The 20,415-nt window shown below is 63.8% G+C and carries 14 protein-coding genes, 1 tRNA gene and 1 pseudogene; 3 read left to right on the top strand and 13 right to left on the bottom strand.

The window, feature by feature from the left end:
- Positions 1–343 precede the first annotated feature (343 nt).
- The 6 genes from HDG37_RS32505 to HDG37_RS32530 form a co-directional block, all read right to left on the bottom strand.
- A tRNA-Ile gene (locus HDG37_RS32505) sits at positions 344–431 on the bottom strand.
- 153 nt (positions 432–584) lie between these two features.
- Entirely contained in the window at positions 585–2,975 is a 2,391-nt protein-coding gene (gene rpoD / locus HDG37_RS32510; RefSeq protein WP_184054826.1) for an RNA polymerase sigma factor RpoD, read from the bottom strand.
- Positions 2,976–3,066: 91 nt separating this feature from the next.
- Complete coding sequence (gene dnaG / locus HDG37_RS32515) at positions 3,067–4,950, bottom strand: DNA primase (protein ID WP_184054828.1); 1,884 nt, start codon at positions 4,948–4,950, stop codon at positions 3,067–3,069.
- A gap of 117 nt (positions 4,951–5,067) precedes the next feature.
- Positions 5,068–5,514 carry a GatB/YqeY domain-containing protein gene (locus HDG37_RS32520; protein ID WP_090808418.1) on the bottom strand — a complete coding sequence of 149 codons (447 nt, stop codon included), beginning with the start codon at positions 5,512–5,514 and terminating at the stop codon, positions 5,068–5,070.
- 235 nt (positions 5,515–5,749) lie between these two features.
- The gene (gene rpsU / locus HDG37_RS32525) at positions 5,750–5,962 is read right to left on the bottom strand and encodes a 30S ribosomal protein S21 (RefSeq protein ID WP_090808416.1); all 213 of its coding nucleotides are present in this window, start codon (positions 5,960–5,962) and stop codon (positions 5,750–5,752) included.
- A gap of 49 nt (positions 5,963–6,011) precedes the next feature.
- On the bottom strand, positions 6,012–7,247 hold the full coding sequence (locus HDG37_RS32530; protein ID WP_184054830.1) for an NAD(P)/FAD-dependent oxidoreductase: 1,236 nt from the start codon (positions 7,245–7,247) through the stop codon (positions 6,012–6,014).
- A gap of 145 nt (positions 7,248–7,392) precedes the next feature.
- On the opposite strand from HDG37_RS32530, the gene tsaD reads away from it, so the two are divergent.
- A complete protein-coding gene (gene tsaD, locus HDG37_RS32535; protein WP_184054832.1) occupies positions 7,393–8,421 on the top strand; it encodes a tRNA (adenosine(37)-N6)-threonylcarbamoyltransferase complex transferase subunit TsaD in 1,029 nt (342 codons plus the stop codon).
- Between the two features lie 94 nt (positions 8,422–8,515).
- On the opposite strand, the gene folE2 is transcribed toward tsaD, so the two are convergent.
- The 4 genes from folE2 to HDG37_RS32555 all read right to left on the bottom strand — a co-directional run bounded on the left by folE2 (position 8,516) and on the right by HDG37_RS32555 (position 12,700).
- A complete protein-coding gene (gene folE2 / locus HDG37_RS32540; RefSeq protein ID WP_184054834.1) occupies positions 8,516–9,322 on the bottom strand; it encodes a GTP cyclohydrolase FolE2 in 807 nt (268 codons plus the stop codon).
- Between the two features lie 196 nt (positions 9,323–9,518).
- Entirely contained in the window at positions 9,519–11,426 is a 1,908-nt protein-coding gene (gene dxs / locus HDG37_RS32545; RefSeq protein WP_184054836.1) for a 1-deoxy-D-xylulose-5-phosphate synthase, read from the bottom strand.
- Between the two features lie 87 nt (positions 11,427–11,513).
- Complete coding sequence (locus HDG37_RS32550) at positions 11,514–12,395, bottom strand: polyprenyl synthetase family protein (RefSeq protein WP_184054838.1); 882 nt, start codon at positions 12,393–12,395, stop codon at positions 11,514–11,516.
- Entirely contained in the window at positions 12,392–12,700 is a 309-nt protein-coding gene (locus HDG37_RS32555; RefSeq protein ID WP_184054840.1) for an exodeoxyribonuclease VII small subunit, read from the bottom strand. Before HDG37_RS32555 ends, HDG37_RS32550 begins: the two co-directional genes overlap by 4 nt.
- A gap of 320 nt (positions 12,701–13,020) precedes the next feature.
- Here HDG37_RS32555 and HDG37_RS32560 point away from each other — a divergent pair, with 320 nt between their 5' ends.
- Both HDG37_RS32560 and HDG37_RS32565 read left to right on the top strand, forming a co-directional pair.
- Positions 13,021–14,127 carry an aromatic ring-hydroxylating dioxygenase subunit alpha gene (locus tag HDG37_RS32560; protein WP_184054841.1) on the top strand — a complete coding sequence of 369 codons (1,107 nt, stop codon included), beginning with the start codon at positions 13,021–13,023 and terminating at the stop codon, positions 14,125–14,127.
- Between the two features lie 149 nt (positions 14,128–14,276).
- Entirely contained in the window at positions 14,277–15,146 is an 870-nt protein-coding gene (locus HDG37_RS32565) for a sulfurtransferase (protein ID WP_184054843.1), read from the top strand.
- Between the two features lie 50 nt (positions 15,147–15,196).
- On the opposite strand, the pseudogene HDG37_RS32570 reads toward HDG37_RS32565, so the two are convergent.
- The 3 genes and pseudogenes from HDG37_RS32570 to polA all read right to left on the bottom strand — a co-directional run bounded on the left by HDG37_RS32570 (position 15,197) and on the right by polA (position 20,415).
- Positions 15,197–16,070, bottom strand: a pseudogene (locus tag HDG37_RS32570) (dienelactone hydrolase family protein).
- A 90-nt stretch (positions 16,071–16,160) separates the two neighbouring features.
- On the bottom strand, positions 16,161–17,516 hold the full coding sequence (locus HDG37_RS32575; RefSeq protein WP_184054845.1) for an NAD(P)/FAD-dependent oxidoreductase: 1,356 nt from the start codon (positions 17,514–17,516) through the stop codon (positions 16,161–16,163).
- A 157-nt stretch (positions 17,517–17,673) separates the two neighbouring features.
- Complete coding sequence (gene polA / locus HDG37_RS32580; RefSeq protein WP_184054847.1) at positions 17,674–20,415, bottom strand: DNA polymerase I; 2,742 nt, start codon at positions 20,413–20,415, stop codon at positions 17,674–17,676.

Below are 20,415 nucleotides of genomic sequence, written 5' to 3' on the forward strand. Positions count from 1 at the left end.
AATTGCGAGGCCGGCCGCTGCATGACAAGACCCGCGCTGAAAGCGGACGGCATGCATCAACAAGCCTTCCGCATTCAATTAACGGCGGGGTTGCGCCCGCTTTTACACGGAGTTTCCCTGATTACGCGTGATCACCGCTTATGGCTGGCGCGGAACGCGCTTAAGTGCCTCCTCGTCCTCAGGCGAGGAGCCTGGCGCGAGCGGGTCGGTGTCGGGCGGTGTGTGGGGCAACGGACGCCGCTCGCCGGGTTGAGGCTGGCACTGGGTCGCCCAGCTGAGGCAGCCGAAGGCCGCCCAAAAACAAAAAAGGGTTCCGGAATTCGGAACCCTTTTTTCGATACTTTGGTGGGCCGGGTGGGATTCGAACCCACGATGTCCTTTCGGAGGTGGATTATGAGTCCACTGCCTGCAACCAACACGGCGTCCAGCCCAAGAAAAAAGACCCGGTCGTGAAGGCCGGGCCCGTTTCGTCGATTGGCCGACATACTACACGAAAAAGGAGCCTCCGCAACCGCTTCGCTGCGGCGAAACGACTGGGAGGCCCCTTTGATCACATCATTTGCGGCCAACCGCGGCCGTCGCCGTCAATTCCCCTCGAGGAATGACTTCAGCTTGTCCGAACGGCTCGGATGACGCAGCTTGCGCAGCGCCTTCGCCTCGATCTGGCGAATCCGCTCACGCGTCACGTCGAACTGCTTACCGACTTCTTCGAGCGTGTGATCCGTGCTCATCTCGATACCGAAACGCATGCGCAACACCTTCGCTTCGCGCGGCGTCAGCGAATCGAGCACGTCCTTCACGACGTCGCGCATACTCGCGTGCAACGCCGCATCCGCCGGGGCGACCGTGTTCGTATCTTCGATGAAGTCGCCCAGATGAGAATCGTCGTCGTCACCGATCGGCGTTTCCATCGAGATCGGCTCCTTCGCGATCTTCATGATCTTGCGGATCTTGTCTTCCGGCATTTCCATCTTCTCGGCCAGCGTCGCCGGATCCGGTTCGAGACCGGTTTCCTGCAGGATCTGACGCGAGATGCGGTTCATCTTGTTGATCGTTTCGATCATGTGAACCGGAATCCGGATCGTGCGCGCCTGGTCGGCGATCGAACGCGTAATGGCCTGGCGGATCCACCACGTCGCATACGTGGAGAACTTGTAGCCACGACGGTATTCGAACTTGTCCACCGCCTTCATCAGGCCGATGTTGCCTTCCTGAATCAGGTCGAGGAACTGCAGACCGCGGTTCGTGTACTTCTTCGCGATCGAGATCACGAGACGCAGGTTGGCCTCGGTCATTTCGCGCTTCGCCTGGCGCGCCTTAAGCTCGCCGGCCGCCATCTGACGGTTGGTTTCCTTCAGGTCCTTCAGCGGCAGCACCACGCGCGCCTGCAGATCGAGCAGACGTTGCTGCTGTTCGCGGATCGCCGGAATGTTGCGCGTGAGGATCGCGCTATACGCGTGACCTTCGGCGACGATCTTGCCGGCCCATTCGAGGTCCGTCTCGCTGCCCGGGAAACGCGCGATGAATTCCGCACGCGGCATGCCGCACTTGTCAACGACCGTATGCAGGATCTGACGCTCGACCTGACGCACTTCATCCACCTGCGCGCGCAGCGTGTCGCACAGACGCTCGACGGTACGCGCGGTGAAGCGGATCGTCATCAGCTCGTTCTGGATGGTTTCCTGCGCCTTCAGATACGACTTGGACTTGTAGCCTTCCTTCTCGAACGCGCGACGCATCTTGTCGAACCATTCGCTGATCGACGCGAATTTTTCGAGCGACGCGCGCCGCAGCGCTTCGAGCTGCGCGGCGTTGGCGGTGGCTTGCGCCGCGCCATCGTCTTCTTCCTCGTCCTCTTCGTCCTCTTCCTCGGCTTCCTCGTCTTCATTCTCGATCGCTTCCGCCTCCTGCGCGGAGAAGCCGTCGGCGTCCGCCGCGTCGGCGTCGATCAGACCGTCGACGAGTTCGTCGATGCGCGCTTCGTCGTTGGCGACGCGTTCGGCCATCGCGAGAATGTCGGCGATCGTGGTCGGGCATGCGGAGATGGCCATCACCATGTGCTTCAGGCCGTCTTCGATGCGCTTCGCGATTTCGATTTCGCCTTCACGCGTAAGCAGCTCGACCGTGCCCATTTCGCGCATGTACATACGCACGGGATCGGTGGTGCGGCCAAATTCGGAGTCGACGGTGGACAGCGCGACTTCAGCTTCCTCTTCGACTTCGTCGTCTGACGAAGCCGCGGGCGCGTTGTCGTTGAGCAGCAGCGTTTCAGCGTCCGGGGCCTGTTCGTAGACCGCGACGCCCATGTCGTTGAACGTGCTGATGATGCCTTCGATCGCCTCGGTCTCGGTGAAGTTGTCCGGCAGGTGATCGTTGATTTCAGCGTACGTGAGGAAGCCGCGCTCCTTGCCGAGCTTGATCAGGGCGCGCAGCTTGGAACGACGCTCCTCGAGTTCCTCCACCGTGCCAGGCTGCGACGACGCGAACGCATCCTTCAGCAGCGCTTTTTCCTTTGCACGACGGTCGCGAGCCTTGACCTTCTCCGGCTTGCCCGGTGCGGCGGCAGCGGTTTCTTCGGTCTGGGTTGCATCGTCATCGACGGGTACTTCATTCAGCTTTTTCGTCATGGAGTTCGCCGTACCGGCTGTAGTCTCGACCCCCGGCTGTTGGACAACAGCCGGTTGAGCCGTGGATACTGAAGTCACGCGCGCTACCGCATCGTCCTGAACGGCAGCCGCTTCCCTTGCGCTTCTGACACCCGCCCGCTTGGCAGCCGGCGGTGCTACAGCTTTCGCCGCCCGAACCGGTGCGGCCTGCGCGGCCGCAGTGGTCGACGACTTCTTCCCGGCAGCCGGTGCAACGCTGACAGCAGACGTTCTTCTGGCGGATGCAGTCAGCCTGGCTTCGGTAACTTTTCCGGTGCGCTCTTTAGCGCGTGAGCCCGTTGCATGATTTCCGCCTGTCGTCTTTGCCATCGCATCGCCTTTCGCCTTTGCTAGGAAAACCCTTGAAAAAACAAACCGCTAGAAACTTTTGATTATACCATCCGAGGTTTCGGCCTCGGCGCTACAGCCCGAGTTGACGCTTCATGTCGGCCCGTTTCCGGTTGAGCTCCGAAAACTCGGCAAATTCTTCCGGCGTATGCCGCGACTGTCGCGAAAGCTGTTCGAGACGATCGCAATAAGCGTCGTATCGCATCTTCAAAATCGCGGCTTTCAGCTCCTCGCCGACAATTCGTTCCTGCTCGCGCCGTTCCTCGATCACGGCCGCGTCCTGCGGGTCTTTCAGCAGCAAATCCCGGACGTTTTCATCATAGTCTAGAATTTTGCGAAAGATTTCCTCGAAAGTTGGGGCGTTCGCGCCATTTCGCAAGAGATCGGACAACAACTGGAACGCTGCCGAATCGCCTAGGGCTCGCGCGTGCGTCGTCACTTCCGCGAACAGTTCGCCGTGCCGGGTCACGGTGAGCAGCGCCTCTTCGGCCGCTTCGTCGAGCATCGCGACCGTGCGCGGATACATCACCAGATTGCGCAGCGTCTTTTCCTCGATGCCGGTCACGCTGCGCCGGTCCTTGCGGGCCGGCGCCTTGCGCGACGCGGCCGCGATCCGCGCGTCGACTTCGCAAAGCGCCGCGACTTCGCTGAATGGCACATCGAGCCGGTCTGCGAACATATGCATGATCTGCGCGCGCAGCGCATTGGCCGGCAACGCCTGCAGCAGCGGTTTCGCGTCGAACAGCGCGCGGGCCTTGCCTTCGGGCTGATCGAGCTCCTTGCCGGTCAACACCTCGTTGAGCATGAACTGCGACAACGGCATCGCCCGTTCGACCTGCTCGGCGAAAGCCTCGGTGCCGAACTCGCGCACGTAGCTGTCGGGATCATGCTCGCTGGGCAGGAACAGGAAACGGATCGTCCGGTTGTCGGCGGCGTGCGGCAGGCACGCATCGAGCGCGCGACGCGCGGCGCGCCGGCCGGCCGCGTCGCCGTCGAAACTGAAGATGACCGTATCGGTCTGGCGCATCAGTTTCTGCACATGAATCGGCGTGCAAGCGGTGCCGAGGGTCGCGACGGCGTTCTGGAAGCCCAATTGGGCCAGCGCGACCACGTCCATATAACCTTCGACGACCAGCACGTAATGTTGCTCTCGAATCGCAAGACGCGCCTCGAACAGCCCGTACAGCTCGCTGCCCTTGTTAAATAGCGGCGTTTCCGGTGAATTCAAATACTTTGGCTCGCCGCCGTCGAGCACGCGGCCGCCGAAGCCGATCACCTGCCCTTTGACATTGCGGATCGGGAACATGATCCGCTCGCGAAAGCGGTCGTAGCGGCGGTTCTGACCCTGCGCGTCCGACTTTTCGCTGACGATCACGAGACCCGCTTCGACCAAGGCGTCGTCGCGATAGTTCGGGAACGCCGCCTCGAGGTTTTGCCACCCGTCCGGCGCATAGCCGAGACCGAAGCGCGCGGCGACTTCGCCGGTCAGGCCGCGCTTCTTCAAATATTGGATCGCGCCCGGCGCACCGCGCAGTTGCTTACGGTAGTAGTCGCAGGCGGTCTGCATGAGATCGGACAGCGCGGTTGTCACGGCCTTCGATGCCGCCGGCGCGTAGCCGCCGCCAGCTCCGCCACCACCGCCGCCGCCGCCATATCCGGGAGAAGGCTCGTGCGGTACGGTGAGACCCACCGATTGCGCGAGCTCGTTGACCGCTTCGGGAAACGACGCGCCCACGTGTTCCATCAGGAAACCGATGGCCGTACCATGCGCACCGCAGCCGAAGCAGTGATAAAACTGTTTAGTCGGACTGACCGTAAACGAGGGGCTCTTCTCGTTGTGAAACGGGCACAGCCCCATGAAGTTCGCGCCGCCCTTTTTCAGCTGCACATACCGGCCGACCACGTCGATGATATCGACGCGGTTGAGCAGGTCCTGCAGGAATGACGGTGGGATCACAGTAAATGACGCTGCCTGGAAAGCTTCAAAATCCAAGCCCGGAGCGCGGGCTCGACACCGCGCCCGGGTCCCGCGCCTCGCCTTCAGGAGGCGCGCGACCCGGACAAATCGACAGAGTTACTTAGCGAGCGCGGCCTTGACCTGTGCGGAGACGGCGGTCATGTCGGCGCGGCCGGCCAGCTTCGGCTTCAGCACGCCCATCACCTTGCCCATGTCCTGCGGGCCGGCAGCGCCGGTTTGCGCGACCGCCGCCTGCACCTCGGCAACGATTTCCGCTTCGGACATCTGCTCAGGCATGTACGCGGAAAGAATGGCCAACTCGGCCTTTTCCTTGTCCGCAAGATCCGTACGCCCTGCGGCCTCGAACTGGCTGATCGAATCCTTGCGCTGCTTGATCATCTTGTCGACGACGGAGGTTATGGCGGCATCGTCGAGCGTGACCCGCTCATCGACTTCACGCTGCTTGATCGCGGCGAGCAGCAGGCGGATCGTCCCGAGACGTTCGGTCTCGCGCGCCCGCATGGCAGCTTTCATATCGTCGTTGATCCGGTCCTTGAGACTCATCACTCACCTGAATTGCGTTGAAAAGTTGAAAAACCGGCCGGTCGACGGCGGCGATACCGCCGCATCAGCACAAAAACCCGCTTGGGACTTCTTCCTCAAGCGGGTTGGCGCAATTTTGCGTAGTGGATGCGACCCTGCCGGTTGGCCCGATGGGCCGGGTTTGCCATGATGACACCTGTCGTGCCGCCATCGGCTTGGATGCTGCCGCGCCGTGTACAGCGGGGCAGCGCCAGAATCAGTAGAGCTTCCTTGGCAGCATCTGGCCACGCAGACGCTTGAAATGACGCTTCACTGCCGCCGCTTTCTTGCGCTTGCGTTCGGCTGTGGGTTTCTCGTAAAACTCGCGAGCGCGAAGTTCCGTCAGTAAGCCGTTTTTCTCCATGGTGCGCTTGAAACGGCGCATGGCGACTTCGAACGGCTCATTGTCTTTTACGCGGACGGTCGTCATTTTTCAATAACGGAACTTTGTAAAGGTTCAGGAGTATAGCAGAGCTTTCTCACAAAGCCATTGCGCCGTCAAGCCCCCGGGCATATTCGGCCGCCGCCTCGCCCGCCGCGACACCCGACGCCCACGCCCACTGGAAGTTGTAGCCGCCGAGCCAACCGGTCACATCGACCGCCTCGCCGATGAAGTAGAGGCCCGGCACCCGCGCGCTCATCATCGTGGTCGATGACAAACCGCGCGTATCGACCCCGCCGCGCGTCACTTCGGCCTTGCGATAACCCTCGGTGCCGTTCGGCGTGAGGGTCCAGCGCGACAGCGCCTCACCGATGCCGCGCAGCGCCTTGTCCGGCAGATCGGCGACGCGGGCCTCGGCGGCCACCTGGTGAGTGTCGAGCCACACATGCGCGAGCCGCTGCGGCACCCATTCCGATAGCAGATTGGCGATCTGCCGCTTCGTGCCGTTTTTCGCGTCGATGAGCGCAGTCGCGGCGTCGCGCTCCGGCAGCAGATTGATGTGAATCGGCTCGCCGGGCTGCCAGTAGCTCGAGATCTGCAGCACGCCTGGGCCCGACAGGCCGCGGTGCGTGAGCAGCAGATCTTCGGTGAATTCGGCGCCGGTCTTCGTATTGCCAGTCGACAGCTGTACTTCAAGCGACACGCCCGATAGCGCCGCGAACGGCTCCCAGTCGGCCGGAGCGAAGCTCAGCGGAACCAGCCCGGGACGCGTGTCGATCAACTTGTGGCCGAACTGCCTGGCGATCCGGTACGCGAAATCGGTCGCGCCGATCTTCGGGATCGACAGACCGCCCGTCGCGATCACGAGCGCACGGGCGGCGATCGTGCCCGCCGTCGTGCCGAGCAGGAACTGTCCTTCGGCGTCCTGGCGCACCTCTTCGACCGACAGCGGCGTGCGCCATGCAACCCCACCGGCGTCGCACTCGTTCTTCAGCACGTCGATGACCGCGTCGCTCGACTGATCGCAGAACAGCTGGCCCTTGTGCTTCTCGTGCCATGTCACGCGATGCTGCTTCAGCAACGCCATGAAGTCGCGCGGCGTATAGCGCGCGAGCGCCGAGCGGCAAAAATGCGGATTCGCCGACAGATAATTGGCCGGCCCCGCATACAGATTCGTGAAGTTGCACCGGCCACCGCCGGAAATGCGGATTTTTTCCGCGAGACGCTGCGAGTGGTCGATCAGCGCCACACGCCGGCCGAGTTGACCGGCCACGGCCGCGCACATCATGCCGGCCGCGCCCGCGCCGATCACCGCGATATCGAAGGATTCCATGGGGCCGCATTGTACCTGCCGGGCCCGCGCGTCCATGCCCGTGCTCAGCCGGCCGCCTGCGGCCGCCTGTCCGCGCTGGTATACTTTCAGGCTTACCTTTCACTTCCGGACGCGCGTCGCGCGCGCCCGTCTCAAGCGATTCATCATGCTCGTTCTCGGAATCGAAAGCTCCTGCGACGAAACCGGTCTCGCGCTCTACGACACGGAGCGCGGCCTGCTCGCGCACGCGCTGCATTCGCAGATTGCGATGCATCGGGAGTACGGCGGCGTCGTGCCGGAGCTTGCATCGCGCGACCATATCCGCCGCGCGCTGCCGCTGCTCGAAGAGGTGATGGAGCGCGCCGGCGTCGCGCGCGGCGACATCGACGCGATCGCTTACACGCAAGGGCCCGGGCTCGCGGGCGCGCTGCTGGTCGGCGCGAGCGTCGCGAATTCGCTGGCGATGGCGTGGAACAAGCCGACCGTGGGCATTCACCATCTCGAAGGGCATCTGCTGTCGCCGCTGCTCGTCGACGAGCCGCCGCCGTTCCCGTTCGTCGCGCTGCTGGTCTCGGGCGGCCACACGCAGTTGATGCGCGTGACGGACGTCGGCTTCTACGAGACGCTCGGCGAGACGCTCGACGACGCCGCCGGCGAAGCCTTCGACAAAACCGCCAAGCTGCTGGGCCTTGGCTATCCGGGCGGCCCCGAAGTCTCGCGCATGGCCGAGTTCGGTACACCCGGCGCCGTCGTGCTGCCGCGCCCGATGCTGCATTCCGGCGACCTCGATTTCAGCTTCAGCGGCCTGAAGACCGCCGTGCTCACGCACGCGAACCGGCTGGGCGGCGCGAACATCTGCGAGCAGGCCAAGGCCGACCTCGCGCGCGGTTTCGTCGATGCCGCCGTCGACGTGCTGGCCGCGAAATCTCTAGCGGCGCTCAAGCGCACGAAGCTGAACCGGCTGGTAGTGGCGGGCGGCGTCGGCGCGAACCGGCAATTGCGCGAAGCGCTGTCGGCCGCCGCGCAGAAGCGCAATTTCTACGTCCACTACCCGGACCTGTCGCTGTGCACGGACAACGGGGCGATGATCGCGCTGGCCGGCGCGCTGCGTTTGCAACGCTGGCCCGAACAGGCCGGCCACGACTACGCGTTCACCGTGAAGCCGCGTTGGGATCTGACGTCGCTCGCGCACTGAACCGCCGCCCCAAGAGGACAAAAAGCCGCTTTACAAGCGGCTTTTTTGCTTCAATGCTTTCGCAACGAACCGGCGTGGAGCGATCAGGAACGTATCAGGCGAGGCGCTTGTCCCACTCGATCACCGCATACGCGCTGTGATTGTGAATCGACTCGAAGTTCTCCGCTTCGAGCACATACGCGACGATGCGCTCGTCGGCATTCAGACGCTGGGCAACGTCGCGCACGAGGTCTTCGACGAACTTCGGATTCTCATACGCGCGCTCGGTGACGAACTTCTCGTCCGGGCGCTTGAGCAGGCCCCACAGTTCACACGACGCTTCTTCCTCGGCGATACGGATCAACTCTTCGACAGCGACGTCGCCGTTCAGCTCGGCATCGATCGTCACATGCGAACGCTGATTGTGCGCGCCGTACTGCGAGATCTTCTTCGAGCACGGGCACAGGCTCGTGACCGGCACCAGCACCTTCAGGAACACCCGCGTCGCGCCATGGCGGGTCTCGCCGGTCAGCGTGACTTCATAATCGAGCAAGCTCTGCACGCCCGACACCGGCGCGGTCTTGTTCACGAAGTACGGGAACGACACTTCGATGCGGCCCGCCTCCGCCTCGAGTTTTTCGAGCATAGCCGCGAGCATCGTGCGGAACGTGGCCGGTTCGAGCGGCGCCTTGTTCTCTTCGAGCAACGCGACGAAGCGCGACATGTGGGTGCCCTTCTGCTCGGCCGGCAGATGCACGTCGAGATTCCACGTGCCGACCGACGGCTGCACTTCGCCACCTTGCGTGCGAATCGTCAACGGATGACGCACGCCCCTCACGCCGACCCGCTGGATCGGAATCTGGCGCGTGTCGGGGGTGCTTTGCACGTCGGGCATCACGAAAGCGGGATTCATCTGATTCATTCTTTTGTCCTTTCTGGAAAGCGCCGGGCTGCGCCAAGGTCTCGCTGCATCGGCGACTATCGCGCAGCGAGTTCGAGGCGCCCAGCGGCCATGCGGATCAGCGCGCGCAACGGCGAACGCCGGCTCGCGCCGGCGTTGGGTGACGGGCCGCAACACCCGCCGGTTCAAACTGGAGATTGCCGAAGCCGACAGCGCTTTACGCGACGCGCTTCACTGACGACTGACCGCCGACCGCGCCGCTCGCAAGGAAGCGTTCGCGGATCGACCGGGCGATACCCGCGGCGTCGAGACCGCACGCGGCGAGCAGCTTGGCCGGGTCCCCGTGATCGATGAACCGATCGGGGAGCCCCAATTGTAGTACGGGACGCATAACCCCACGTGCGAGCAGGGCTTCGACGCACGCCGAACCCGCGCCACCCATGATGGAGCCTTCCTCGACGGTGACGATCGCGTCGTGCGTCTCGGCCAGCTTGCGCACGAGTTCGGTGTCGAGCGGCTTCACGAAGCGCATGTTCGCGACGGTGGCGTCGAGTTGCTCGGCGGCCGCGAGCGACGGCGCGACCATCGTGCCGAACGCGAGAATCGCGATGCGCTTGCCGGCCGGCGCCGACGTTTCGCGACGCACTTCGCCCTTGCCGAGCGGCAGCGCGGCCATCTGCTTGACCGTTGCGACCCCGGTACCCGCGCCGCGCGGGTAGCGCACAGCGGTCGGATGCGACTGCTGCAACGCGGTGTACAGCATCTGGCGGCACTCGTTTTCGTCCGACGGCGCCATCACGGTCATGTTCGGAATACAACGCATGAACGCGAGGTCGTACGCGCCCGCATGCGTCGCGCCGTCCGCACCAACAAGACCCGCGCGATCGATTGCGAACACCACCGGCAGGTTTTGCAGCGCGACATCGTGAATCAGCTGATCATATGCGCGTTGCAGAAAGGTCGAATAGATCGCGACGACAGGCTTCATGCCGTCCGCGGCAAGGCCGCCCGCGAACGTCACCGCGTGCTGCTCGGCGATGCCGACGTCGAAGTAACGATCCGGGAAGCGCTTTTCGAACTCGACCATGCCCGAGCCTTCACGCATTGCCGGCGTAATGCCGATCACGCGCGAGTCGAGCTCGGCCGCGTCGCACAGCCACTCGCCGAACACCTGCGTGTAGGTCTTTTTCGACGGCGTCGCGGCCGGTTTGATACCCTCGGCCGGATTGAACTTGCCGGGGCCGTGGTACAGCACCGGATCAGCCTCGGCCAGCTTGTAGCCCTGGCCTTTCTTCGTGACCACGTGCAGGAATTGCGGCCCGCGCAGTTCCTTGATGTTTTGCAGCGTCGGAATCAGCGAATCGAGATCGTGACCGTCGATCGGTCCGATGTAGTTGAAGCCGAACTCTTCGAACAGCGTCGCCGGCACGATCATGCCCTTCGCGTGCTCCTCGAGCTTGCGCGCGAGATCGAGCACCGGCGGCGCGACGCGCAGCACGCGCTCGACGCCCGCGCGCGCGGCCGCATAGAAGCGCCCGGACATCAGACGCGCGAGATGGCGATTCAGCGCGCCGACCGGCGGCGAGATCGACATGTCGTTGTCGTTGAGGATCACGAGCAGCGGCACGTCGTCTTCGACGCCCGCGTTGTTCATTGCCTCGAAGGCCATGCCGGCCGTCATCGCGCCGTCGCCGATCACGGCGATGCCCATGCGGTTGTCGCCTTGCAGCTTGCTCGCGATCGCCATGCCGAGCGCGGCCGAAATCGACGTGCTCGAGTGCGCGGTCCCAAAGGTGTCGTATTCCGATTCGTCGCGCTTCGGGAAGCCCGAGATGCCGCCCAACTGACGCAGCGTGTGCATCTGGTCGCGACGACCGGTCAGGATTTTGTGCGGATAGGTCTGATGGCCGACGTCCCAGACGATCCGGTCGTGCGGCGTATCGAAGACGTAGTGCAGCGCGATGGTCAACTCGACCGTGCCGAGGTTGGACGAGAGATGGCCGCCCGTCTGCGATACGCTGTCGAGCACGAAGGCACGCAACTCGTCGGCAAGCGGTTGCAATTGGCGGCGATCGAGGCGGCGCAGGGCTGCCGGGTCGTCGATGGTTTTCAGCAAGTCGTACATCGTCGTTCCATTGTAGGAAAACTTACGCGCCCGCACTTCATACATGCACCCCGGGGATGGACGGTGCGCGGCGGCGGGCTTTCGCGTTCAGCTGACGCGGTTCACCACCAGGTCGGCCAGTTCGGCAAGACGCTGCGCGCGCGCGCCGAACGGCGCGAGCGCGGCGTGCGCGTCGCTGCGCAGTTGCGCCGCGAGCGCGCGCGACGCGTCGAGCCCAATAATCGACACGTAGGTCGGCTTGCCATCCTTCGCGTCCTTGCCGGCGGTCTTGCCGAGCGTTGCGGAGTCGGTCGTGACGTCGAGAATGTCGTCGACGACCTGAAACGCGAGACCGACCGCGGCGGCGTAGGCGTCGAGAGACGCCAGAGCCTGCGCGTGCGGCGTCTCGCCGGCCAATGCGCCCATGCGCACGGCCGCGCGCAGCAGCGCGCCGGTCTTCATGCGATGCATGGTCTCGAGCTGCGGGCGGGTCAGCGTGTGGCCGACGCTCGCCAGATCGATGGCCTGGCCGCCGCACATGCCGATCGAGCCGCTTGCGAGCGCGAGTTCGCGTACGAGCGAGGCCTGCTGCGGCCGGCCGAGTACGTCGGACGTGAGCACGATGAATGCCTGCGACTGCAGCGCGTCGCCGACCAGCAGCGCGGTCGCTTCGTCATACTTGACGTGGACCGTCGGCTTGCCGCGGCGTAGTTCGTCGTCGTCCATGCAGGGCATGTCGTCGTGCACGAGCGAGTACACGTGAATCATTTCCAGCGCGGCCGCCGCCGCATCGAGGCATTCGGCACGCGCGCCGGTCAGCTCGCCGGCCGCGTGGCACAGGAGCGGCCGCACCCTCTTGCCGCCGCCGAGCACCGCATAGCGCATCGCCTCGTGCAGCCTGGCGGGTTCGGTCGTCTCGGCCGGCAGATAGTGTTCCAGAGCCGTTTCGACGCGTTCGAGCACCGAGCGCGTCCATTGTTCGAATGTCATAGGTCGTCCCCGCTCTCAGTCGCGGCTGTTCCTGCGGTATTCATGGGCAGCGGCTTGAGGGTCTCGCCATCGAGGACCCGCACCTGCTGCTCGACCTTTTCGAGCTGCTGTTGACAGAATGCGACAAGTGCCGCCCCGCGACGGTAAGCGGCCAGCGATTCCTCGAGGCTCAGACTGCCGCCTTCCATGCGCGCGACGAGCTCTTCCAGTTCGGTCTGCGCGGCCTCGTAGCTCTCCGGCAGCGGCGCGCTATCACCGCTTTCGGCTGGTGCGGCGGTGGAATCGTTCGATGCGGTCTTCGCCATGAATAGTCGCAAAATTAAAACAAGTCGGACATTCTACGGCAAAAGCGACATTTTCGATCCGCTCGCCGGCCTGCGCCCCGCCGTGCTGTCTCGCTTCGAGCCTGTCCGATGCACACCCTTGCCGCGCTTCGACCCTGAAGTCTCGCAGAAAAAAAGCTCGAGGTCTGCGGCGAAAATGCCGAACTTTCTTGACATTTTTAACCCAAATCAGGGACTTAAGTGCCCCTGTCACAGGGAAACGGGTATAATTGCGGGCTCCCTAAATCGAATCTTCGATGGTTGGGTTGTTCACTGCTTTCACGTCTTCATCGGGAGTGGGAATGTCCAATCTGAGCAATGCATTGCAGTTGCGGTCTGTTCATAGCCAGCTGCCAGTCACGGCTTACTTTGACGAAGCGCTTCTTACGCGCGAAATCGACACCCTTTTCAAGAAAGGTCCGCGCTACATCGGCCACGATCTCATGGTGCCCGAAGCGGGGGATTATTTTGCCTTGCCCAGCGAACGCGAGGGGCGGGTACTCGTCCGTAACCAGCAGTCGCAAGTCGAGTTGCTGTCGAACGTGTGCCGCCACCGGCAAGCCATCATGCTCAATGGCCGCGGCCAGACGCAGAACATCGTCTGTCCGCTGCATCGCTGGACGTACGACCTGAAGGGGGCGCTGCTCGGCGCGCCCCATTTCGCCGACAACCCGTGCCTGAATCTCGGCGCCACGCCACTGCGGAACTGGCAGGGGCTGCTGTTCGAGGCCCAAGGTCGGGACGTCGCGAAAGATCTCGCACGCCTCGGCACCAAGCGCCATTTCGATTTCTCGGGCTTCATGTTCGATCACGTCGAAGTCCATGAGTGCAATTACAACTGGAAGACCTTCATCGAGGTCTATCTGGAGGACTATCACGTCGCACCGTTCCATCCGGGCCTCGGCAGCTTCGTCAATTGCGACGATCTGACGTGGGAGTTCGGCGACTGGTACAGCGTGCAGACGGTCGGCGTGCACAAGGCGCTCGAGCAACCGGGCAGCCCGACGTATCGCAAGTGGCACGACGAAGTGCTGCGCTTTCGCGACGGCAATCCGCCCGAATTCGGCGCGATCTGGATGGTGTACTACCCGGGCATCATGATCGAGTGGTATCCGCACGTGCTGGTCGTGTCGTGGCTGATTCCGCGCGGTCCGCAGAAGACCACCAACGTGGTGGAGTTCTATTACCCCGAGGAAATCGCGCTGTTCGAGCGCGACTTCGTCGAAGCCGAGCGCGCCGCCTATATGGAGACAGCCCGCGAAGACGACGAGATCGCCGAGCGCATGGACGCCGGCCGCCTCGCGTTGATGGAGCGCGGCGAATCACAGGTCGGACCGTATCAGAGCCCGATGGAAGACGGTATGCAGCACTTCCACGAGTTTCTGCGGCGCGAACTCGGCACGATCTGATCCGCGCCGCGTGGCGCATCGATCGACTCAAGGAAAGACGGGCTTCGACCCGTCTTTTTTTGTTTAGACTACCGATATAGACCGGCCATGCGCCAGCCGCGTGAACGACGCGGCCCGCAGCCGCCATCGCCCGTATCGAGGAGACGCTCATGCCCCACACTCATTACACCACCCTGATCTCCGCGACCAATCTTGCCGAGCGGCTCACGGCCGCGCCGGGCAGCGTGTTCGTGATCGACTGCCGGTTCGACCTCGCCGATACCGACGCGGGCGAGAAAGCCTGGCTGGCCGGCCATCTGCCGGGCGCGCACTATCTGCATCTCGATCGCGATCTGTCCGGGCCGAAGAACGGCTCGAACGGCCGGCATCCGCTGCCCGATCGCGCGCGGCTCGTCGAAACGCTGGAGTCGCGGGGACTGAAGCAAGGTCAACAGGTCGTCGCATATGACGCACAAGGCGGCATGTACGCGGCGCGCGTCTGGTGGCTGTTGCGCTGGCTCGGTCACGACGCGGTCGCGCTGCTCGACGGCGGGCTCCAGGCATGGGAAGCGGCCGGCCAACCGCTGACGCAGGACGTGCCCGCGCAGAACACCGGCGACTTCAAGGCGGCCGCGCCGCTCGCCGTGACTATCGATACCCAGGCGGTCGAGCGCAACCTCGGTTCGAAGGAGCGAATCGTCGTCGATGCGCGCGCGGCCGATCGCTATCGCGGCGAAAACGAGACGCTCGACCGCATCGGCGGCCATATCCCGGGCGCGCTGAACCGCTTCTTCAAGGACAACCTGACCCCCGACGGCCGCTTCAAGCCGGCGCACACACTGCGTGAGGAATTCCACGCGCTGCTCGGCGACACGCCGCCCGAACACGTGGTGCTGCAATGCGGCTCGGGCGTGACCGCCTGCATCAATTCGCTTGCGATGGAGGTTGCCGGCCTGCATGGTTCAGCGTTGTACGCGGGCTCCTGGAGCGAATGGAGTTCCGACCCGAAACGGCCGGTGGCGACGGGGGCGAAACCTTGAGCGCGAGCCGCCGCAAGTCGTAACCAGACGCGAGGAATTCGAGCAGCGCTTCAAGCCACGCCGTGCTGCTTGAACCACACGAGCGCGCGACGCCAGCCATCCTCGGCATCGGCCTTCTTGTAGCTCGGATGGTAATCGGCGAAAAACGCGTGACCTGCGTCGTCATATACGACGAACTGCGAGCCGCGTCCCGCTCGCGGCCCTTGCGCGATCGCCTGCTTCATCTGCTCGAGCGTGTCCTGCGGAATGCTTTGATCCTGGCGTCCATACAAGCCGAGCACAGGCGCATGCAGGTCGGCGACGAGATCGAGCGGATTGGCCGGCGTCATCGCGTTCTTCGCGCCGGTCACGCGACCATACCAGGCGACGCCTGCCTTCACGCGCGGATTGTGCTCGGCATACAGCCACGAGATGCGCCCGCCCCAGCAGAAGCCGTTCACGCCGAGCCGGTCGAGGTCGCCGCCATTCTCGCCGGCCCACGCGGCGGCCGCGTCGAGGTCGGCCAGCACCTGCTCGTCTGGCACCTTGCTGACCAGTTGCTCGTCGAGTTGCTGCATGCTCGTGTAGACAGTCGGATCGCCCTCGCGCTCGTACAGGTTCGGCGCGATCGCCAGATAGCCCTGCTTCGCGAAGCGCCGGCAGACGTCGGCGATATGCTCGTGCACGCCGAAGATTTCATGCACGACGAGGATCACCGGCAGATGCGTCTTTGCCCTTCGGCTGCGCGCGATAAGCCGGTATCAGCGTACCGCCCGAATGGAACGCCACTTCCCCTGCTTCGAGACCGTCGCTATCGGTATGGATGGTTTGCGCCGAGACTGGCAACACCGCCGCCGCGAAGCCGGAGCCCAGCGTCGCCTTGATGAAGGAGCGCCGATCGAAAGGAACGTGCGGGATCAGACAGTCGACTTCAGGCTTCAGCACGGGGCGCTCCTCGAAGTATTGTTAGAGGGAACAGGATACGCCTTGCGCGCATCCCGTTGCACATTCAACTGAGGAGATCGTCTGCGCGCGTCAGTGCAGCTTGACGCGCGGCAGCGTGGTACGGCGCAACCAATGCGCGAAGGTGTCGAGCACCATGCGCGGATAGCCGTGCAGCGCCGCGATATGCAGCCGGTACAGCGACATGTACATGAAGCGCGCGAACAGCCCTTCGATCAGCATATTGCCGCCAATCACCCCGCCCATCAGATTGCCGACCGCGCTGAAGTGGCCGAGCGAGACCAGCGAGCCGAAGTCGCGATAAGTGAATTCCGGTTGTGGCCTGTTGTCGAGGCGCGCCGCCAGTCCTTTCATCAGAAAGCTCGCCTGCTGATGCGCGGCCTGCGCGCGCGGCGGCACGTTGCGCTCGTTGCCCGGCCACTCGCACGCCGCGCAGTCGCCGAGCGCGAAGATGTTGTCGTCGATCCCGGTTTGCAGCGTACGGCGCACGACCAGCTGGCCGAGCCGGTTGACCGGCAAGCCGTCGAGCTGACCGAGTACCGCCGGCGCCTTGATGCCCGCCGCCCACACGGTCAGATCGGCCCGCACGGTGTGACCGCTCGCGGTGCGGATGTAGCCCGGCGCGACCTCGGCCACCGTCTCGCCGATCATCAGCTTCACGCCGAGCTTGGTCAGCAATTCGGAGGTGGCCGTGGAAACGCGCTCCTGCAACGCGGGCAGGATGCGCGGCCCCGCCTCGATCAGCACGATGCCGACGTCATGTCGCGGATCGAGCTTGTGCAAGCCATACGCGGACAAAACCTGCGCGGTATTGCGCAACTCCGCCGACAACTCGACCCCCGTCGCGCCGCCGCCGACGATCGCCACCTGAATGCGCGGCTCGCTGGACGTCCACGTGCCGGGTCCCGGTCTCGACTCGACGGGTTCGTGCGCCTGATGTTCGGCGCGCATGCATGCGGCGATCAGGCGCTTGCGGAAACGCTCTGCCTCGCTAACCGTATCCAGTGCGAAGGAGAATTCGGCCGCTCCCTTGACGCCGAAGAAGGCCGTGGTACTGCCAATCGCGATGATCAGCGTGTCGTACTCGAGCTCGCGTTCGGGCAGCAGTTCAGCGCCGTCGTCGTCCAGCACGGTGCCGAGCGTAATGCGTCGGTTCGTGCGGTCGAGTGCGGTCAGGTCCCCTTGCTGGAATGCGAAGCCATGCCAGCGCGCCTGCGCCGCGTACGGGAGTTCCTGCGTGAACGGGTCCATGCTGCCCGCCGCCACCTCGTGCAGCAGCGGCTTCCAGATATGCGTCGGATAGCGGTCGACCAGCGTGACCTGGGCCTGCGCGCTGCGCCCCTTCTTGTCGGCCCCATAGCGATCGCCAAGACGCGTCGCCAGTTCCAATCCTCCCGCACCTCCGCCAACGACGATAAATCGATGCATTGCACTTCTCCGTGTAGCCGATGAATTATCTGTCGCGACGCTGCGCATGAATGCGCCGTCCTGAACCGATTGTCCTCGACCCGCCTGGCAAGTCACAAGTCGCCAAAACCCATGTGTGACATGCGCACGACGTTATCGTGCGCATGTCACGGGCATGTCAATGCGCTTCCTCCCAGTTCCGGCCCGCACCGACCTCGGCGACGAGCGGCACCTTCAGCGCGGCGACGCCGCACATCAGTTCCGGCAGGCGCTTGCGGACTTCGGACAACTCAGCGTCGGGCACTTCGAGAATCAGTTCGTCATGCACCTGCATGATCATCCGCGTGCCGATCTTCGAGTCTTCGATCCAGTTCTGCACGGCGATCATCGACATCTTGATCAGGTCGGCCGCGGTGCCCTGCATCGGCGCGTTGATCGCGGCACGCTCCGCGGCCTGGCGGCGCGGACCGTTGCCGCCGTTGATCTCGGGCAGCCACAGACGACGGCCGAACACCGTTTCGACGTAGCCCTTCGCCTTCGCGCTCAAACGCGTCTCGTCCATATAGCGCGCGACGCCGGGATAGCGCGCGAAGTAGCGGTCGATATAAATCTTCGCCGCATCGCGCGTGATGCCGAGGTTCGACGCCAGTCCGAACGCGCTCATGCCGTAGATGAGCCCAAAGTTGATGACCTTCGCGACGCGCCGCTGATCGCTCGACACTTCGAGCGGCGTCACGCTGAAGATTTCCGACGCGGTCGCGCGGTGAATGTCCTCGCCCTGCGAAAACGCGCGCAACAACGATTCGTCGCCCGAGATGTGGGCCATGATGCGCAATTCGATCTGCGAATAATCGGCGGAGACGAGCTTGTGCCCGGGCGGCGCGATGAACGCCTCGCGGATGCGCCGACCTTCGCCGGTACGCACCGGAATGTTCTGCAGGTTTGGATCGTTCGATGCGAGCCGCCCCGTCACCGCGACGGCCTGCGCGTAGTTCGTATGCACGCGGCCGGTGTGCGGATTGACCATGCGCGGCAGCTTGTCGGTATAGGTCGACTTCAGTTTCGACAGGCCGCGATGTTCGAGCAGAATCTTCGGCAGCGGATAGTCTTCGGCGAGCTTCTGCAACACCTCTTCGTCGGTGGAAGGCGCACCGCTCGGCGTCTTCTTGATGACCGGCAGTTCGAGCTTCTCGAAGAAAATCTGACCAATCTGCTTTGGCGAGCCGAGGTTGAATTCGCCGCCGGCCAGTTCGTACGCCTTGCCTTCGAGTTCGATCAGACGCGTGGCGATCTCAGTGCTCTGCTGACGCAGCTTCTCCGCGTCGATCAGCACGCCGGTCCGCTCCATCTTGCGCAGTACGCGCGAAGTCGGCACTTCGATCTCGCGATACACGTGGTCGAGCGACTTCTCCGCGGCGATCTGCGGATACAAGGCCTGATGCAAACGCAGCGTGATGTCTGCGTCTTCGGCCGCATATTCGGCGGCTTTGTCGAGCGCGACTTCGTCGAAGCCGATCTGCTGCGCGCCCTTGCCCGCGACCTCTTCGTACTTGATCGTCTTCACGCCGAGATGACGCAGCGCGAGGCTGTCCATGTCGTGCGTGCGATGCGATTCGAGCACGTACGACTCGAGCAGCGTGTCATGCTCGACGCCGCGCATTTCGATGCCGTAATTCGCGAGCACCTGTTCGTCGTACTTCAGATGCTGGCCGACCTTTTTGTGGTCGGCGCTTTCGAGCCACGGCTTGAGCTTCGCGAGCACTTCGTCGCGCGGCAGCTGCACTGGCGCGTCGGGGCCGCGATGCGCGAGCGGCACATACGCGGCGCGGCCCGCTTCGACCGACAGCGACAAGCCGACGATCTGCGCGATCATCGGATCGAGCGACGTGGTCTCGGTATCGAACGAGGTCAGCTCGGCCGCATCGATCCTGTCGAGCCACGCCTCGAGCTGCTCCCATGTTTGCACGGTCTCGTAGTGACGCTCGTGATCGACGGACAACGCGGGGGGCACGTCGGTTTCCGGACCTTCGACCGCATCGGCGATTTCGACTTCGCGCAGCCACGTCTTGAAGCCGTGGCGCGTGAACACCTCGCGCAACTCTTCGCGCGATTCGGGAAGGCTCGGCAAACTCTCCTCGATCGACACGATGTGCCCGGTCAGATCGCAATGACGCTCGACTGTGACGAGCTTGCGCGCCATCGGCAAAAAGTCCAGCGCGCGGCGCAGATTCTCGCCGACCGCGCCCTTGATCTCGCTCGCATGCCCGACGATGCCATCTAGCGACTCATATTGCGTCAGCCATTTGACCGCGGTTTTCGGACCGCACTTCTCGACGCCCGGCACGTTGTCGACGGTATCGCCGATCAGCGACAGATAATCGACGATGCGCTCCGGCGGCACACCGAACTTCGCGACCACGCCGTCGCGGTCGAGCGTTTCGTTGGTCATCGTATTGACGAGCGTCACGCGGTTCGACACGAGCTGCGCGAGGTCCTTGTCGCCGGTCGACACGACCACGTTCATGCCGAGCTTTTCCGCTTCGGTGCACAGCGTGCCGATCACGTCGTCCGCTTCGACGCGATCGATCATCAGCAGCGGCCACCCGAGCGCCCGCACCGCGACGTGAATCGGCTCGATCTGACGAGCAAGATCTTCCGGCATCGACGGACGGTTCGCCTTGTATTCCGGATACCAGTCGTCGCGAAACGTTTTGCCCTTGGCGTCGAACACGCACGCGCTATACTCTGCTGTGACTTCCTTGCGCATGCGCCGCAGCATGTTGATCATCCCGTAGAGCGCACCCGTCGGGCCACCCTCGGGACCGCGCAGATCAGGCATCGCATGGTAGGCCCGGTACAGATAACTCGAACCGTCGACCAACAGCAGGGTCTTACCTTCAAGGCTTCGTTCTTCAGGCAT

This window comes from Paraburkholderia sp. MM5384-R2, from assembly GCF_014201025.1.
Taxonomy (GTDB): domain Bacteria; phylum Pseudomonadota; class Gammaproteobacteria; order Burkholderiales; family Burkholderiaceae; genus Paraburkholderia; species Paraburkholderia tuberum.